The sequence below is a fragment of the Streptomyces sp. NPDC127129 genome (genome assembly GCF_042671585.1).
Lineage (GTDB): Bacteria > Actinomycetota > Actinomycetes > Streptomycetales > Streptomycetaceae > Streptomyces.
This window is the reverse complement of sequence record NZ_JBHXTV010000017.1, coordinates 43,650-59,309: the sequence shown is the minus strand read 5'-3', so window position 1 is coordinate 59,309 and position 15,660 is coordinate 43,650. Positions and strand designations below refer to the sequence as shown.

The 15,660-nt window shown below is 72.3% G+C and carries 11 protein-coding genes; 6 read left to right on the top strand and 5 right to left on the bottom strand.

The features are described from left to right. Positions 1-26: 26 nt before the first annotated feature. The gene (locus tag ACFVGW_RS28945; RefSeq protein WP_385853999.1) at positions 27-1,511 is read right to left on the bottom strand and encodes an aldehyde dehydrogenase family protein; all 1,485 of its coding nucleotides are present in this window, start codon (positions 1,509-1,511) and stop codon (positions 27-29) included. A gap of 238 nt (positions 1,512-1,749) precedes the next feature. Here ACFVGW_RS28945 and ACFVGW_RS28940 point away from each other — a divergent pair, with 238 nt between their 5' ends. The 3 genes from ACFVGW_RS28940 to ACFVGW_RS28930 all read left to right on the top strand — a co-directional run bounded on the left by ACFVGW_RS28940 (position 1,750) and on the right by ACFVGW_RS28930 (position 4,488). Next, positions 1,750-3,117: an MFS transporter gene (locus ACFVGW_RS28940; RefSeq protein WP_385853998.1), complete on the top strand. Its 1,368-nt coding sequence runs from the start codon at positions 1,750-1,752 to the stop codon at positions 3,115-3,117. Between the two features lie 159 nt (positions 3,118-3,276). After that, positions 3,277-3,813: a MarR family winged helix-turn-helix transcriptional regulator gene (locus tag ACFVGW_RS28935; RefSeq protein ID WP_383296221.1), complete on the top strand. Its 537-nt coding sequence runs from the start codon at positions 3,277-3,279 to the stop codon at positions 3,811-3,813. 60 nt (positions 3,814-3,873) lie between these two features. Next, positions 3,874-4,488 (top strand): GNAT family N-acetyltransferase, encoded by a 615-nt coding sequence (locus ACFVGW_RS28930; protein WP_385853997.1) that lies wholly within the window; start codon positions 3,874-3,876, stop codon positions 4,486-4,488. 10 nt (positions 4,489-4,498) lie between these two features. Here ACFVGW_RS28930 and ACFVGW_RS28925 read toward each other — a convergent pair whose 3' ends face one another. Further along, complete coding sequence (locus ACFVGW_RS28925; RefSeq protein ID WP_385853996.1) at positions 4,499-5,227, bottom strand: DUF6215 domain-containing protein; 729 nt, start codon at positions 5,225-5,227, stop codon at positions 4,499-4,501. A gap of 269 nt (positions 5,228-5,496) precedes the next feature. On the opposite strand from ACFVGW_RS28925, the gene ACFVGW_RS28920 reads away from it, so the two are divergent. Beyond that, a complete protein-coding gene (locus ACFVGW_RS28920; RefSeq protein ID WP_385853995.1) occupies positions 5,497-5,994 on the top strand; it encodes a VOC family protein in 498 nt (165 codons plus the stop codon). A 45-nt stretch (positions 5,995-6,039) separates the two neighbouring features. Here ACFVGW_RS28920 and ACFVGW_RS28915 read toward each other — a convergent pair whose 3' ends face one another. Both ACFVGW_RS28915 and ACFVGW_RS28910 read right to left on the bottom strand, forming a co-directional pair. Beyond that, positions 6,040-10,107 carry a molybdopterin-dependent oxidoreductase gene (locus ACFVGW_RS28915; RefSeq protein ID WP_385854087.1) on the bottom strand — a complete coding sequence of 1,356 codons (4,068 nt, stop codon included), beginning with the start codon at positions 10,105-10,107 and terminating at the stop codon, positions 6,040-6,042. Positions 10,108-10,615: 508 nt separating this feature from the next. Beyond that, positions 10,616-11,905 carry a serine hydrolase domain-containing protein gene (locus ACFVGW_RS28910; protein ID WP_385853994.1) on the bottom strand — a complete coding sequence of 430 codons (1,290 nt, stop codon included), beginning with the start codon at positions 11,903-11,905 and terminating at the stop codon, positions 10,616-10,618. A gap of 277 nt (positions 11,906-12,182) precedes the next feature. Here ACFVGW_RS28910 and ACFVGW_RS28905 point away from each other — a divergent pair, with 277 nt between their 5' ends. Together ACFVGW_RS28905 and ACFVGW_RS28900 are read left to right on the top strand one after the other, a co-directional pair. Beyond that, entirely contained in the window at positions 12,183-12,596 is a 414-nt protein-coding gene (locus ACFVGW_RS28905; RefSeq protein WP_352190718.1) for a hypothetical protein, read from the top strand. Positions 12,597-12,897: 301 nt separating this feature from the next. Next, complete coding sequence (locus tag ACFVGW_RS28900; RefSeq protein ID WP_385853993.1) at positions 12,898-13,983, top strand: Rieske 2Fe-2S domain-containing protein; 1,086 nt, start codon at positions 12,898-12,900, stop codon at positions 13,981-13,983. Between the two features lie 23 nt (positions 13,984-14,006). On the opposite strand, the gene ACFVGW_RS28895 is transcribed toward ACFVGW_RS28900, so the two are convergent. Further along, positions 14,007-15,629, bottom strand: coding sequence for a phospholipase D family protein (locus tag ACFVGW_RS28895; RefSeq protein ID WP_385853992.1), 1,623 nt, complete (start codon positions 15,627-15,629; stop codon positions 14,007-14,009). Between the last annotated feature and the right edge of the window lie 31 nt (positions 15,630-15,660).

Below are 15,660 nucleotides of genomic sequence, written 5' to 3'. Positions count from 1 at the left end.
CCAGACGGGGCGGGCGTGCCCGGGTTTCAGTTGGCCCAGGGCAGGGGGGCGTCGGAGGTGCCCCAGTAGAGGGACTTCTGGCGCTGGTAGGCGCGGATGGCGTCGCGGCCCTTCTCGGTGCCGAGGCCGCTCTCCTTCCAGCCGCTGAACGGCGTGGCGGCGCTGAACTGCTTGTACGTGTTGATCCAGACGGTCCCCGCGTGGATCCGGCGGGCGAGCCGCCACGCGGCGCGGGCGTCCCGGGTCCAGATGCCGCAGGCGAGCCCGTAGACGGAGTCGTTGGCCTGGCGGACCAGGTCGTCCTCGTCCTCGTACGGGAGCGCGACGAGGACCGGGCCGAAGATCTCCTCCTGGCAGGTGCGGGAGGAGTTCGGCAGGCCGTCGAGGACGGTCGGCAGGTAGTACGCGCCGTCCCGGTAGCGCTCCCCCTCCGGGGCCGATCCGCCGCACAGGACCCGTCCGCCCTCGGACCGGGCGAGGTCGACGTAGGCGGCGACGGCGTCGCGGTGGCGGTGGTGCACGAGGGGGCCGACCTGGGTGGCGGGGTCGGTGCCGGGGCCGACCCGCAGCTTCCGGACGCGTTCGACGAGCTCGCCGACGAAGGAGTCGTAGATCTCCCGGGCGACGAAGAGCCGTGAGCCGGCGATGCAGGACTGACCGCTGGAGGAGAAGATCCCGAACAGCACACCGGCCAGGGCCTGCTCGACGTCGGCGTCGGCCCGGACGACGGTCGGCGACTTCCCGCCCAGTTCGAGGGAGGCGGGGATCAGCTTCTCCGCCGCGACGGCGGCGATGGAGCGTCCCGTCGCGGTGCCTCCGGTGAATCCGATGCGGGCGACGAGGGGGTGGCGTACGAGAGCGTCGCCGACCACCCGGCCGCTGCCGGGGAGCACGGAGAGCAGGGCCGTGGGCAGGCCGAACTCCTCCAGGGCCCGTGTGATCAGCCTGCCGAGGGCGAGGGAGACCAGGGGCGTCCAGGCGGCCGGCTTGAGGAGGACCGCGTTCCCCGCGGCGAGGGCGGGCGCGATCTTCTGGGCGTCGCTGGCGATGGGCGAGTTCCAGGGGTTGATCGCCCCGACGACCCCTATCGGTTCGTGCACGCTCATCGTGACGTACGCGCCGCGGGAGGGGGTGAGGGAGTCCTCGGCGGTCTCCAGCGCGGCGGCGGTGTAACGGAACGTGCCCGCCGCGCTGAGGGCGAGGGCGCGGGTCTCGGTGAGGGTCTTGCCGGTGTCGGCGGTCTGCAGGGCCGCGAGCTCGTCGGCCGCCTCCTCGGTGAGCGCGGCGATCCGGTGCAGGAGACGGGCGCGCTCGTGCGGGAGCAGGTCCCGCCAGGTGGGGTCGGCCGCTGCCGCGGCCGCTGCCTCCGCGGCCTCGGCGACCTCCTCGGCGGAGGCGGAGCCGACGGTGGCGAGGAGCCTCCCGGTGGCCGGGTCGACGGTGTCGAGCGGTTCGCCCGCACCGCGTCGCCACTGGCCCGCGATCAGGATGTCGGTGGGGTGGTGGGGCACGGGCGAACCTCCTGGCGAAGCCGTTCTCGAAGTGCTTGAAATCTAAGCGCTTAAATAATCTGACACAAGACCCCCGGCTCGAAATCGTTGCCCAACAGGTCTTGAGCGTGGAGTGGGCCCACCGAGAGGATGTGTGACGAGTCGGCGGGTTCGAGATTACTAAGCCCTTAACCATTGACCGCTTAGATAGCTGAACCTACTGTCTCCGCAACTTCTCTGTTCGCGGAAGGACCCCTCCATGACGACTGTGGCCGGCAAGCCAGCCCTCGGCTCGATAGCCGCGCGACTCGAACGACTGCCGCACTCGCGCTGGCACGTCAAGGTGCGATTCCTGATCGGCGCCGTCACCTTCTTCGAGGCGTTCGACCAGCTGTTGGCCGCCTCCGCACTGCCCGTCCTGATGAAGGAGTGGAATCTGACCACCGGGCAGGCCACCTTCGCGGTGACGGCCGCCTCGATCGGCATGCTCCTCGGCGCGCTGGGCGCCGGATGGCTGGGCGACCGGATCGGCCGGGTGCGCACGGTCGCTCTCGGTGTCGCCGTCACCGGCCTCGCCAGCCTCGCCGTCGCCTTCTCCGGCTCCATCGAGACCTTCTCGCTCTTCCGGTTCGTCCAGGGCCTCGGCATCGGCGGGGTCGTCCCCGTCGCCGCCACGTACATCAACGAGATCGCGCGCTCCGACAAGCGCGGCCGCTTCGTGCTGCTGTACGAGATGATCTTCCCGGCCGGTCTCGCCGCGGCGACGCTGGTCGCCGTCTGGGTCGTCCCCAACCTCGGCTGGCGCGCCATGTTCGTCATCGGCACCCTCCCGGTCCTGATCGCCGCCGCGCTGCCCCGTCACGTCGAGGAGTCCCCGCGCTGGCTGCTGGCCCGCGGCCGCACGCGGGAGGCCGAGGCGGCCATCGCCCGGATCGAGGCCGAGGTCGGCCGCGCCACCGCCGAGCCCCTGCCGGCGCCGGCCGCCGGAGTCGCCGAGGACGTCGCCCGGGCCGGCCGCCTCAGCGACCTGTTCCGGGGCCGCTACCTGCGCCGTACGGCCGTCCTGTCCGGACTGTGGTTCGTCGCGTACTACGTCAACCACGGCATCTCGACCTGGCTGCCCTCGCTCTACACCAAGCAGTTCGGCCTCGATCTGACGACGGCCCTCGTCTACACCCTGCTGAGCAACGTCACGGGCCTGTTCGGCACGTTCCTGGTCGCCCTGCTGATCGACCGCATCGGCCGCCGGCCGGCGCTGATGGCCGCACTCGTCGGCGGCGCGCTCTCGCTCGGCGTGCTGGCTCTGGCGGGCGCGACGTCGGGCGGCCAGGTCGCCCTCTTCGCCTCCTGCACGACCTTCTTCCTGTACGCGATCAACGCGGGTCTCTACCTGTACTCCCCCGAGCTGTACCCCACGGCCAACCGGGCCAAGGGCGCAGCGTTCGGCGGTCTGTGGAACCGGCTCGGGGTCATCCTGGGGCCGGTCGTCGTCGGCACGATCATCGGCGCGGGCGGCAGCCTGCCCCTGGTCTTCGCGCAGCTCGCGGCGGTGGCCCTGGTGGGCGCCGTGATCGCATGGTTCGCCGTCGAGACCAAGGGCCGGACGCTGGAGGAGCTCAACAGCTGACACCGGACGTCGTACGTACGCCCCGGGCCGGCGGCCTCCCGCCGCCCCGGGGCGTTCGGCGTCCCGCCACCCCCGGCCCCCGAATGCCTGAGCGGTAAGATTCTCAGCGCTGTGAGATGCCGGAGGGGGTGCCGGCCGGAGCCGTACGAGGGGATGACCATGGCTGCATCGAAGCCGGCGAGCCGCGACGCGGTGGCGAAGGTGATGGAGGACTGGGCGCGCGAACGCCCGGAGCTGGACACGAGCCCCCTCGACGTTCTCGCCCGCCTGCACCGCACCTTCCTCCGCTACAACACCCGGATCACCGCGTCGATCGAGCGGCACGGACTCTCCGTGGCCGGATTCGACGTGCTCACCGCCCTGCGGCGCTCGGGTGAGCCGTACCGGCTGACGGCGGGACAGCTCGCCGACTCCGGTCTCGTCTCGTCCGCGGGGGTGACCCTGCGGATCGACCGGCTGGAGAAGGACGGCCTGATCGTGCGCGAACGGGACGCCGACGACCGGCGGGTCGTCTACTCCCGCCTCACCGACCACGGCCTCGCCACCGTGGACACGGTGTTCGCCGAGCACCTCGACAACGAACGCCGGATGCTCGACGCGATGTCGCCCGCCGAGCGCCGCCAACTCGCCCGCCTCCTGCGGAAGCTGGAGACGTCGATCCTCGACTCGGACGAGCCGCAGGCGACGCCCGAGTGACGGGAGCGCGAGCGGACGAACCGGACCCCGCCACGCAGTCCAAGATCATCGGGAAGCAGAATGACCCGTATGTCGACAACGAACATTCCGCAGACGGCGACGATCGACGACGCCCCGCTGATCGGCCGCGCATTGACCCGCGCCTTCGACGACGACCCGATGATGCGCTGGTTCTTCCCCGACGACGTCTCGCGCGAGGCGACCCTCGGCCGTTACTTCACCACCCTGTTCACCCGGCAGTACGTCCACCACGCGGTGTGCGAGCGCACCGCGGCGGCGGCGGCCTTCTGGGTGCCTCCGGAGGCGCAGGCCAAGGCCGTTCCCGACGCCGAGACGATCCAGGAACTGCAGAACATACTCGGTGACCGGGCTCCCGTGTTCGGGGCCGCGGTCGAGGCCGCCGCCCAGCACACGCCCCGGGAACCGCACTGGTACCTGGCGCTGATCGGCGCCGACCCGGCCGCGCAGGGCCAGGGCCACGGGGCCGCGCTGCTGCGCTCGGGCCTGGCCAAGGCCGACGCGGCGGGGCTGCCCGCCTATCTGGAGTCCTCCAAGCCGGACAACCTGCCCTTCTACGAGCACTTCGGGTTCGGCGTGCGCGAGGAACTGCGCCTGCCGGGTGGCGGACCGGTGCTGTGGGCGATGTGGCGCGAGCCGCGCACCCCGTCCGTCTAGCGGGAACCGGTCACTGCTGCACGGCGCTCACGGGGGCCCACCCCGGGAGCGTCGGCAGGACCGATGCGGCGACCCGGAGGAGCACCGCGTCGTCCGGGACCGCACCGTCCCGGCGCCAGAGCGTCACCTCGTAGGAGCCGCCGCTGTCCTTGGCGTCCCGGGCCACCACGACCGTGCGGGCCGGGACGCCGGGACCGGTCTCGGCGTCGCTGCCGTCGAGGCGGAAGCGGATGCTGATCGTCTGGTCGGAGTAGAGGACCGCCGGGCGGCCCAGCACGGTGCGCTCCTCGGCGCTGTGCCCGCCGAACGGGGTGTATCCGGCCACCGGGCGTCCGTCGTAGGTGGCCGCCAGGGTCACGGTGTAGGTCGGGAACTCGACCTCGGACGTGGGCGTGGCGATGTCCCTGGCCTCGCCCACGAGCTTGAGGGAGCCGTCACTTCCGTTCGCGGACGTCGCCATCTCCTCGGGGGTGCCCAGGAGTCGGGCGAGATCAGGGCGGTTCAGCGCCTCGCACAGCTGGTCTCCGGAGAGCCGTCCGCGGGCCGCGGCGGTCTCCCCCCGCGTCTCCTCCGGCTCCCCTGCCGAGCACGCCGCGGGCCGCGGCGGGCCGCCGCCCGTGTCGGCCGTCTCCCCCAGGGCCCACGCGCCGAGACCCAGCGCCGGCACCAGCAGCAGACCCGCGACGACCTGCCCCCACATGCCCGCGCCCTTCGGCAGCGCGTCGATGTCCTCCGCCATGTCCCCCACCTGCAGTGATCACCCGACGAGTGCCGGGGCCGGGGCACAGTAACCCGTGATCATCGGGCGGACAAGGGAGTATCGGGGCCGGACCGGCGGAGGCCAGGGGCCGGCGAGCAGTCGGGGGCGGGGAGCAGCCGCGGGCGGCCCTTCGGGGTACGCGGCCGCGGGGCGCCGCGCGGCGTGGGCGGGGCCCCGGAGGTTCGGGATATCAGTGGTGGCAGGCGACGGTCGGCGGTGATCGTCCATCTGCGAAAGGCGGAGGTCCAGTGAGCGTGAAGCCCGTTCCCGAGGACTATCCGAGCGTCACTCCCTATCTCTGTGTCGACGGAGCCGCGGCGGCGATCGACTTCTACGTCTCCGTGCTCGGCGCGGACGAGCGGATGAGGATGCCCGCGCCCGGCGGCAGGATCGGCCACGCCGAGCTGGCGCTCGGCAACTCGATGATCATGCTCGCGGACGAGTTCCCCGACATCGGCTTCCGCTCGCCGAAGGCGGTGGGCGGCACGCCCGTGACCCTGCATGTGTACGTGGAGGACGTGGACGCGGTCTTCGCCAGGGCCCTCGCCGGCGGCGCCACGGAGCTGTCGCCGGTCAAGGACGAGTTCTACGGTGACCGGACGGGCCAGTTCGAGGACCCCTTCGGTCACCGCTGGAGCGTCGCCACGCACGTGGAGGACGTCGCACCGGAGGAGATGGAGAAGCGGGCCGAGGAGGCCCTGCGCTCCCTCGGCTCCTCGCCCGGGTCCTCGCCCGACGGCGGCTGACCGGCGCCGGCCGGAGTGCGGGTGCGCGAGGCGGCGCACGGGGTGTCAGTAGACGTCGCGCACGTACCGCTTGTCGGCGGCGCGCTGCTTGACGTACACGGCCGCCGCCTCCTCGTCGAGACCGCCGTGGGCGACGGCGATGTCGCGCAGCGCCCGGTCGACGTCCTTGGCCATCCGCGACGCGTCGCCGCAGACGTAGAAGTGCGCGCCGTCCTGCAGCCAGTTCCAGAGCTGGTGGCCGTGCTCGCGCATCCGGTCCTGGACGTAGACCTTGGCGCGCTGGTCGCGCGAGAACGCGGTGTCGAGCCGGCTGAGGGTGCCTTCCGCGAGGAAGGCGGTCAGCTCGTCCTCGTAGAGGAAGTCGGTGGCTCGGTGCTGCTCCCCGAAGAAGAGCCAGTTCGGGCCTCCGTGGCCGCGGGCCCGGCGTTCTTCGAGGAAGCCGACGAAGGGCGCGACGCCCGTCCCCGGGCCGACCATGACCATCGGTGTGCCGGGGTCGGCCGGGGGCCTGAAGTGGGGTGAGCGCTGGACGAAGACCGGCACGGCGGTGCCGAGCGGCGCGTCGGCGAGGAACGGCGAGCAGACTCCCTTGCGGGGGTGGCCGTGAAGGTTCTCGTATCGGACCACGGAGACCGTCAGCGCCACCTCGTCGGGGTCGGTGAGCGGGCTGGAGGATATGGAGTACAGCCGCGGCTGGAGGCGCTTGAGTACGCTTGCCCACTCCTGCGCGGTGGCGCGGACCGCGTGTTCGGCGATGACGTCGACGGCCTGCCGGCCCCAGGACCAGCGGGCGAGCTCGCCCTTGTTGTCGGGGCGCAGCAGCTTCTTCAGGTCACGGCCACCGGTGCGTTCGTTGACGAAGGCGAGGAGGGCGGGCGTGAGCCGGGTGATGTCCAGGTGCCGGTGCAGGGCCTCGGCGAGGCCGACCGCACCGAGGCCGTCGACCTCGACCGTGGCCGCGGGATCGACTCCGGTGACCGCCAGCCATTCGTTCACGAGGTCGGGGCAGTTGACGGGGTGCACACCGAGGGCGTCGCCGGCCTCGTAGCGGAGCGGAGTCTCGCTGTCCCGGGTGTCGAAGGTGAACCGGCGGACCTCCTTGCCCGCGCCTTCCAGGCTGAGCAGTCGGTTGCCCGTCAGCCGTGCGGTGGCGGGGGCCTGCCTCGTCGTACGGAGAGGTGCGACCGCCGGTGTGGCGGTGGCGGTGGCGAGCGGTGCGGCCGCCGGCGCCGGCTCTCCGGTGAGCCGGTCGAGGACCTGCTCCAGCCAGGCGTCGGCGGAGTGGTCGTCGTCCGGCTCGCAGTCGGTGCGCGGTGCCAGGCGGACGGCGCCCAGCTCGTCCAGGCGCCGGTCCAGGCGGCGGCCGTGTCCGCAGAAGTCGTCGTACGAGGAGTCGCCGAGGGCGAGGACGGAATAGCGACGGCCCTCCAGGCTCGGGGGGTCGGCGGCCGTGAGCGCGTCCCAGAAACCGGCGCCGTTGTCCGGGGCGTCGCCGTCGCCGAAGGTGCTGGTGATGAGCAGGAGGTCGGCGGCGGGCGGCAGGGACTTCGGATCGGCGCCGTCCATGCCGAGGAGCGCGGCTCGGTGGCCCGCCGCGGCGAGCCGCTCGGCGGCGGACGCGGCGAACCCTTCGGCGTTGCCCGTCTGGGAGGCCCAGAGCACGACGACCTCACGTCCGGTGGACGTGGTGCCCGCCTCGGGTTCCGGGACGGACCCCGGCGCCCGGGAGTACAGGCCCGCGAGCGCGCCGTTCACCCAGCGGGCGTGCTCCTCGCTGAACGGCGCGCCCGGCGGCAGTACGGGAACCCCGGGCGCCCCGGACGCCAGCCCCGCGAGGAAGCCCACCAGGTACTGGCGTTCGTGCTCGGCGAGCGCGGGCGGGGGTGTGGTGTCCAGCCCGAAGACGGCCGTCGCGCCGGGCAGCACGGCGGAGGGAACGAGCGCGAACGGCCCGGAGGCCACGGAGGGCTCGACGACCGGGAGCGCCTCGGGGAGCGCGGGCGGCTCGGAGGTCGTCAGCGACGCTTCCGCGCGGGCCGCGACCTTCGTCAGCGTCACCGCGCACATCTTGAACTCGGGCTGGAGGGAGAGGGGGTCGACGGCGTCGTTGGTCACCGCGTTGATGCTCACGTACTCGCCGAACAGGTCGTTCCAGTGGAACGGGGCGAAGCAGCAGCCCGGGCGCACCCGGTCGGTGACGACCGCGGGCAGCACGGCCCGGCCGCGCCGCGAGGCGACCTCGACGGAGTCGCCTTCGGCGATGCCGAGGCGTTCCGCGTCCTCCGGGTGGATCTCGACGAACGGGCCGGGGGCGAGACGGTTGAGGGCGGGAACCCTGCCGGTCTTGGTGAGGGTGTGCCACTGGTGCTGCAGCCGCCCGGTGTTGAGGACGAACGGATAGTCGTCGTCGGGCATCTCGGCCGCCGGCAGGTGGGGGCGGGCGAAGAACACCGCGCGTCCGCTCGCCGTCGGGAACACCGGACCGCCGTCCTCCGCCAGGTAGCGGATCGGATTGCGGTCGGGGCCGTCGGCGGCCGGGGCGGGCCACTGGACGGGCGTGGCGCGCAGCCGCTCGTACGTCACGCCCCGCAGGTCGTACCCGGTCTTCGGGTTCGCGGCGCGCTTGATCTCCTCGAAGACCTCCTCGGCGCTGCCGTAGGAGAAGGCGTCCTCGTACCCCATCGCGCAGGCGATCCGCGCGATGATCCGCCAGTCCGCGAGTGCCTCCCCCGGTGGATCGACGGCGGGCCGGGCGAGGGTGAGGGTGCGTTCGCTGTTGACCAGTACGCCCTCGGTCTCGGTCCACAGGGCGCCGGGCAGGACGACGTCGGCGTAGGCGTTGGTCTCGGTGTCGGCGAACACGTCCTGCGTGATGACGAGTTCGGCCGCCTCCAGGCCCTCGATGACGGTGCTGCGGTGGGCCACGGAGGCGACGGGGTTGGTGCAGATGATCCAGCAGGCCTTGATCTCGCCGTCGGCCATGCGCCGGAACAGGTCGACGGTGCCCGTGCCGGATCCGTCCTCGCGTACGGTGCCGGGCTCCAGCCCCCACAGTTCCTCGGCGAACGCCCGGTCCTCGTCGACGAGCAGCGAGCGCTGCCCGGGAAGCCCCGGGCCCATGTACCCCATCTCCCGTCCGCCCATGGCGTTGGGCTGGCCGGTCAGGGAGAAGGGGCCGCTGCCGGGGCGGCAGATCGCGCCGGTCGCCAGGTGGAGGTTGATCAGGGCGTTGGTGTTCCAGGTGCCGTGCGTGGACTGGTTGAGCCCCATGGTCCAGCAGCTCGTCCACTCCCCCGCCGTGCCGATCCACTCCGCCGCGCGCCGGATGTCCGCCTCGTGCAGCCCGGTGATCTCGGCGACCTTCGCGGGCGGATGGTCGGCGAGGAAGCCCGGCATCGCGTCCCAGCCCTCGGTGTGCTCCGCGATGAAGCGGGCGTCCGTGTGCCCGTTCTCGTGCACGAGGTGGAGCAGCCCGTTGAGCAGTGCCAGGTCGGTGCCCGGGGTGATCTGGAGGAAGAGGTCGGCCTTGTCCGCGGTGGCGGTGCGCCGCGGGTCGACGACGATCAGCCGGGCACCCGCCTTCACCCGCTCCATCATGCGCAGGAACAGGATGGGGTGGCAGTCGGCCATGTTGGAGCCGATGACGAGGAAGACGTCGGCCCGTTCGAAGTCCTCGTACGAACCGGGCGGGCCGTCGGCGCCGAGGGAGAGCTTGTAGCCGCTGCCGGCGCTCGCCATGCACAGCCGGGAGTTGGACTCGATCCGCCGCGTGCGGATGAAGCCCTTGGCCAGCTTGTTCGCGAGGTACTGCGCCTCCAGGCTCATCTGCCCGGACACGTACAGCGCGAAGGCGTCCGGTCCGTGCTCGTCGATGAGCGCCCGCAGGCGCAGGGCGGTGCTCGTGATCGTCTCGTCCACCGGGGCGGGCCGGGGCTCGGCCCCTCGCTCCGGGCGTACGAGGGCGGTGGTCAGCCGGCCCGGCGCGGCGAGCATCTCGGCCGTCGTCGCGCCCTTGGTGCAGAGCCTGCCGCGGTTGGCGGGGTGCGCCTTGTCCCCCGAGGCCTTGAGGACGGTGCGACGGCCGTCGGGGCCCGCGGCGATGTCGAGGAGCAGGCCGCACCCCACGCCGCAGTAGGAGCAGACGGTGCGCACCTGGGCGACAGCGGCCGGCGAGTCCTGTGGGGGCACGGGCTGGGGCCTCTCATTCGATCGAGCGTGGCCCCGACGGTACGGAACGTCCGTTGCGTCGGTGTGACCACGGACGATCATGCACGGTAACGCTCGTCACACACCCGCCCGGCCTACGGTGTGAGCCGGCGGACCGACGGACGTGCCTGGTGGTGGCCCCGCGGGCCCCGCTCTCGGCGAGCACCTCCCGGTCCTTCAGGAGCTCACACGCCGCACGATCGAGGCGCGTGACGTGCCGGAGGCGGCGGACCCGCCTCGCACGGCGGGGTCGGCGTGATCGTCTCGGAATATGCCCGCGGTTCTTTCGTGCACGGCTCTTCTGCGTGCCGACGACCGGTGGCAGGGTGGGGGTACGCGGTCCTCGCCATGGCCCCCGAGGTGGATCGCGCCCGGCCCCGCCCGCGACTGCGCGCGGGCGGGGCGGGGGCATGGATCAGCCGCGCTCGCGCAGGTCCTGCTCGGCCGGGAGCACCGAGAAGCCGCGGTCCGCCGGGGACGCCGACTTCGCCGTCGCCGGCTTCTTGCCGCAGAACGCGGCCTCCAGCGTTCCGCCCAGGGCGGTGTTGGCCTCACCCCGGTTCGAGGTGTTCGCCATCGCGGCGAGGCTGCGCCGGCCGTCCCGTGTGGCGAAGGCGTAGGTGTAGAAGCCCTGCACGGTGCCCGTGTGACCGAACACCTGGGTGCCGCAGGACAGGTCGTAGCGGCGCAGCCCGAGGCCGTAGAACCGCGTGTTGGTGGCGTCCGTCGGGGTGACGGTCGTCATCGCGTCGAGCATCGCCGGCGAAAGGAGCCTGCCCCGCATCAGCGCGGTCATGAAGGTGTTCAGGTCCGCCGGGTTGGAGATGATCGCCCCGGCAGACTGCGCCCAGGACACGGTCTGCTCCGTGGAGTCGACGAGCGCCGCGCCGGCCTCGTCGGGGTGCAGGTAGCCGCGCGCGTGCAGCCCGGCGATCTGGGTGTCGGGGTGCACGTACGAGGTGTTCCGCAGGCCCAGCGGCTTGATGATGCGGCGCTCGTACTCCTGGGCGACCGGACCGCCGGCGACCTTCTCGATGAGCATGCCGACGACCACGAAGTTCGCGTTGGAGTACTTGTACGACACGCCGGGCTGCGTGGTGCGCGGCTCGGCCAGGGAGAGGTCCACCAGCTCCTGGTAGCTGAAGACCCGCTTCCGTACGGCCTCGAAGCCGGGCACGGTCTGGTTGAACATCTTGTCGGTGTAGTCCGCCAACCCGCTGCGGTGGGTGAGCAGATGACGCACGGTGATCTTGTCGTCGGGCAGCAGCCCGGGCAGGTAGCGGTTGACCGGTGCGTCCAGCTCCACCTTGCCCTCGTCCACCAGCTGCAGCAGGACGACGGAGGAGAAGGTCTTGCTGACGCTGCCGATCCGGAAGCGCGCGGCGGCGTCCATGGGCGCGCCCGAGACGCGGTCGCGGACGCCGAGGGTCTTCGCCTTCACGACTCTCGGACCGGTGAACCGGGCCATGGCGCCGGGCGCGCCCTTGGCCATGGCCGCGTTCAGCGCGGCGGTCACGCCCTCCATGTCGGGGGCGGGGCTGGTGGGGCGGGCGGCCGCCGCCGCGGCGGCCGCGTCGGAGGCCGTGGCGGAGGCGGCGGGAGCGGCCGGTGCGGCGACCGCGCCGGTGGCGGGGACGACTCCGGCCGCGAGGGCGGCGAGCAGGGTGGTGCTGAGGGCAAGGCGTCGATGCGACGACAGGGGCACGTGAATTCCTCGACTCGTTCGACACGGCACACGGGCTGCGGTGTGCCGGGAGGCTCCGGAGGACCCGGCCGCGGCGCGTGCCTTCCCCGGAGCCCATGGATCATGAGTGCCAACGCGACGGGTTCGGTTCCCGACACGGGCCGACATGATCCGGAGCTCTCCACTCCGCCCGCTGTCGACGTGCGCCCGGGGTGGCACGGGGTCAGATTGGATGTATCCGACTCGCCGCGCCGAGAGGTGTCCCGGCGGACAGGCCAGACGACAGGGAGGACCTGTCATGACCACACACGTGAGCGAACCCGGCCGCAGAGAGACGACGCACAGCAGCGGCTGGCTCGTGTTCGCCGCCGTGATCATGCTCTTCAGCGGCATCATGACGCTGCTCGGAGGCATCTCGGCCATCGCCGAGGACGATGTGTTCATCGCGACCCGCAACTACGTCTACGAGCTGGACCTCACCGCATGGGGCTGGATCCATCTCATCCTGGGCATCCTGATCGCACTCACCGGGCTCGCCCTCTTCACGGGCGCCACCTGGGCCCGGATCGTCGGAGTGGGGCTGGCGGGCCTCAGCATGATCGCCAACTTCATGTGGCTGCCGTACACCCCCGGGTGGGCGCTGCTGTTCATCGCGCTCGACGCCCTCATCATCTGGGGACTGTGTGTCGCTCCCAGTCCGGCGAGGGACTGACCCGCCGGCGCCGGCGCGGCTCCGGTCGGCTCCGGCGGCAGGGTGACGGCCGGCCGACCGGGTCGGCCGTCACCCTGCCGGCCCTGCTGCCGGCCCTCCTGCCGGTCGTGTCGCCCGTCGCCCCCTCTCCCGGCCCTGGCACCGTCCGTGAGCTGGACGGGGCCGGGGCCGGGAGCCCGACGGGGAGGGCGGGGCACCGGCCGTGACGGCCCGGCACGCGGTGGCTGAACCGTCCGCCCGCTGTCACCCTGCAGAAGAGAGCGTTCCCGCAGCGAAGGCCTGCCCGGCGAGGGAGTGGTGAATGACCGAGGCGCAACCACGGCATACGACCGCCGAAGAGTCCGGGGCACTCACCGACCTCAGGAGAATCGGAATCCATCCCGATTTCTGGTATCCGGTCGCGCTGTCGCGGAAGGTCCCCAAGGGGAAGGCGTTCGCGGCCGTGTTCGCGGGCGAACGGATCGCGCTGTACCGCGGTGCGAGCGGCGAGGTCTTCGCATTGGAGGACCGGTGCGCGCACCGTCAGGTACCGCTGAGCATGGGAGTCGTGGAGGGCGAGACGCTCCGATGCTGCTACCACGCGTGGGCGTACCGCGGAAACGGGCGCATCTCGCAGATCCCCTATCTCCCGAAGGGGGTCGACCGGCCGCCGCGCGGTGTACGCGCCTTTCCGGTCCGGGAAATGTACGGACTGGTGTTCGTCTTTCCCGGGGACCCGGAGAAGGCGGCGACGACTCCGCTTCCCGTGCTGCCGGAGTTCCACTCGCCCAGGCACAAGACCATGACGTTCTCGCGCACCGTGCGGTGCCACTACACCTTCATGCACGAGAACCTGCTCGACATGAACCACCAGTTTCTCCACCGGGGTGTCCTGGGCAAGATCCAGCCCAAACTCCTGGGCTACGAAACCGGACCGCGGTTCGTCGAGGCGCGCTATCTCTTCGTTCCCGGCGGCGGCCGGAAAGACCGCGGCGCCGGGCTGCTGTCCGCCGAGGGGATCGGTGGTGCCGACTCCCCCGACGTCGTCACCGTACGCACCGAATACCCGTACCAGACGCTTCAGGCGGTGCCCACGCATTCCGAACTCCCCGCGTTCTCCCTCTGGGTCGCCTATGTGCCGGAGGACGCCGAGCAGCGCACCAACCACGCGTACGGCCTGCTGATGATCGCGAAGCCGTCGATCCCGGGAGCGCTGGACCTCGCCTGGCCGTTCATCCGCCGCTTCACGGAGCGGGTGTTCGCCCAGGACCGGATGGCGGTGGAGGCCGAGCAGCGGGCCTGGGACGAGCAGGGCAGGGACCGGAACCACGAGGTGTTCCCGCTGATCCTGGACGTCCGGGAAGTGCTGCGCAGCAACGGCGTGCCGATCACGGCGGTCGCCCCCTAGCGCGTGAGATCGGCCGGCCCGGATCAGAACGCGTTACGGCGCCGCAGCCGCTGCGGACGGCCGTCCGGGTCGATCAGCGCACGGTGCAGCGGAGTCGCCGACACCCGCTGGACGGCGGGCAGATCCGGGGCGGCGTAGCGGCGCAGCCGTCCCGGCGGCCGTGGCCCACGGCGACCGCGCGCGTGCCAGGCGTCCAGTGCGGCCGCCGCCTTCTCGAAGGCGGCGAAGGCGAACGCGGGGTCGCACAGCGCGTCCGACGCCGCCGCCCGCTGCCTGGCCGTCCCTTCCACGTCCAGGTGCTCGCCCATCAGCTCCAGGCGCAGCTCACGGGCGAAGACCCGCGCGCCGTCTCCCAGTTCGCCGGGGTCCGACGGCCGCCGCGGGTCCGGGGTCTCGTCGACGACGGCGCAGCTGAGTTCGGAGTCGTGGGTCCAGGAGCGGAGGTTGATGTTGTCGGAGCCGACGGAGGCCCACACGTCGTCGATCACGCACACCTTCGCGTGCACGTAGACGGGGGTCCCCGCGCGGTTCTCCACTCCGTACACCGCGACCCTGTCACCGCCCGCGCGGCGCAGCTCGTCCAGCGCCTCGACGCGCCCGATCAGGTTCATGGGCCGTGAGAACCGGCCGTCCTGCTCCGGGACCGAGGGGACGACACCGATCATCAGCAGGCCGGGCTCCCCCGCCAGCGCCCGGGCGAAACCGGCGACCACCCTCGGGGACCACAAGTACTGGTCCTCGACGTAGATCAGCGCACGGGCCCGGCGCAGTGCCCTGAGGTACCCCCGGGCGATGCTCCGTTCACCGTCGGGTGCGAAGGGATATCCGCGCAGCAGCCGGTTCGGGTACGTGCGCAGGAGCTGCACGGAGTGCGTGCCGCAGGGCGCCGGATCGGGTTCCTGCGGCGGCAGCGTGCCCGCCGAGGTGTCCTCCCGGTGCGCCAGCGCGCGGAGCCGGGTGAGCGGACTGCGGCTGAGCGGAGCGGGGTCCTCCCAGCGCTCCCGGAACACGGCCTCGACGTCGCCGACGACCGGGCCGCGGAGGGCGAGCTGGACGTCGTGCCACGGCGGGTGCGGACCGTAGGCGGCGGCCATGGGCAGGGACTGGCGGTCTCCCCGGTGGGCGGCATCGTCGTTCCGGTTGTGGCAGAGGTCGATGCCGCCGACGTACGCCACGTCCAGTTCCGGGCGGCCGGGGTGCCGCAGCACCACCATCTTCTGGTGGTGCGAGCCTCCGGGCCGTACGCGCAGGTCGAGCAGGCACTCGCCGCCCGCCTCCTCGATCTCGGCGCCGAGATGCCGGTTCTCCTCCTCGCTGAACCGCAGACCGTCCAGGTGCGAGCGCCACAGCAGCCCCTTCACGACGACGCCGCGCCTGGCCGCACGGCCGAGCACCGCGCCGATCTCGGTGCCCGGTCCGGCGAGCCTCTCGTCGGGATCGCCGCGCCAGTCGGTGAAGAGCAGCAGGTCGCCGCGGCGCATGACGCGGACGGCCGCCAGCAGCTCCCGGAAGTACACCGCACCGTGCACCAGGGGGCGCGCCTGGTTCCCCTCTGACCAGGCCTTTCCGTCCAGGTGGCGGCTGTCGAGGCAGGTGGCGTCGTTGCCGCGTTCGGCTGCGGTCAGGAGCCACTCGGGGCGCGTCACGTCGTCGGCCCTCCGGTAGGTCTCCGGGGCG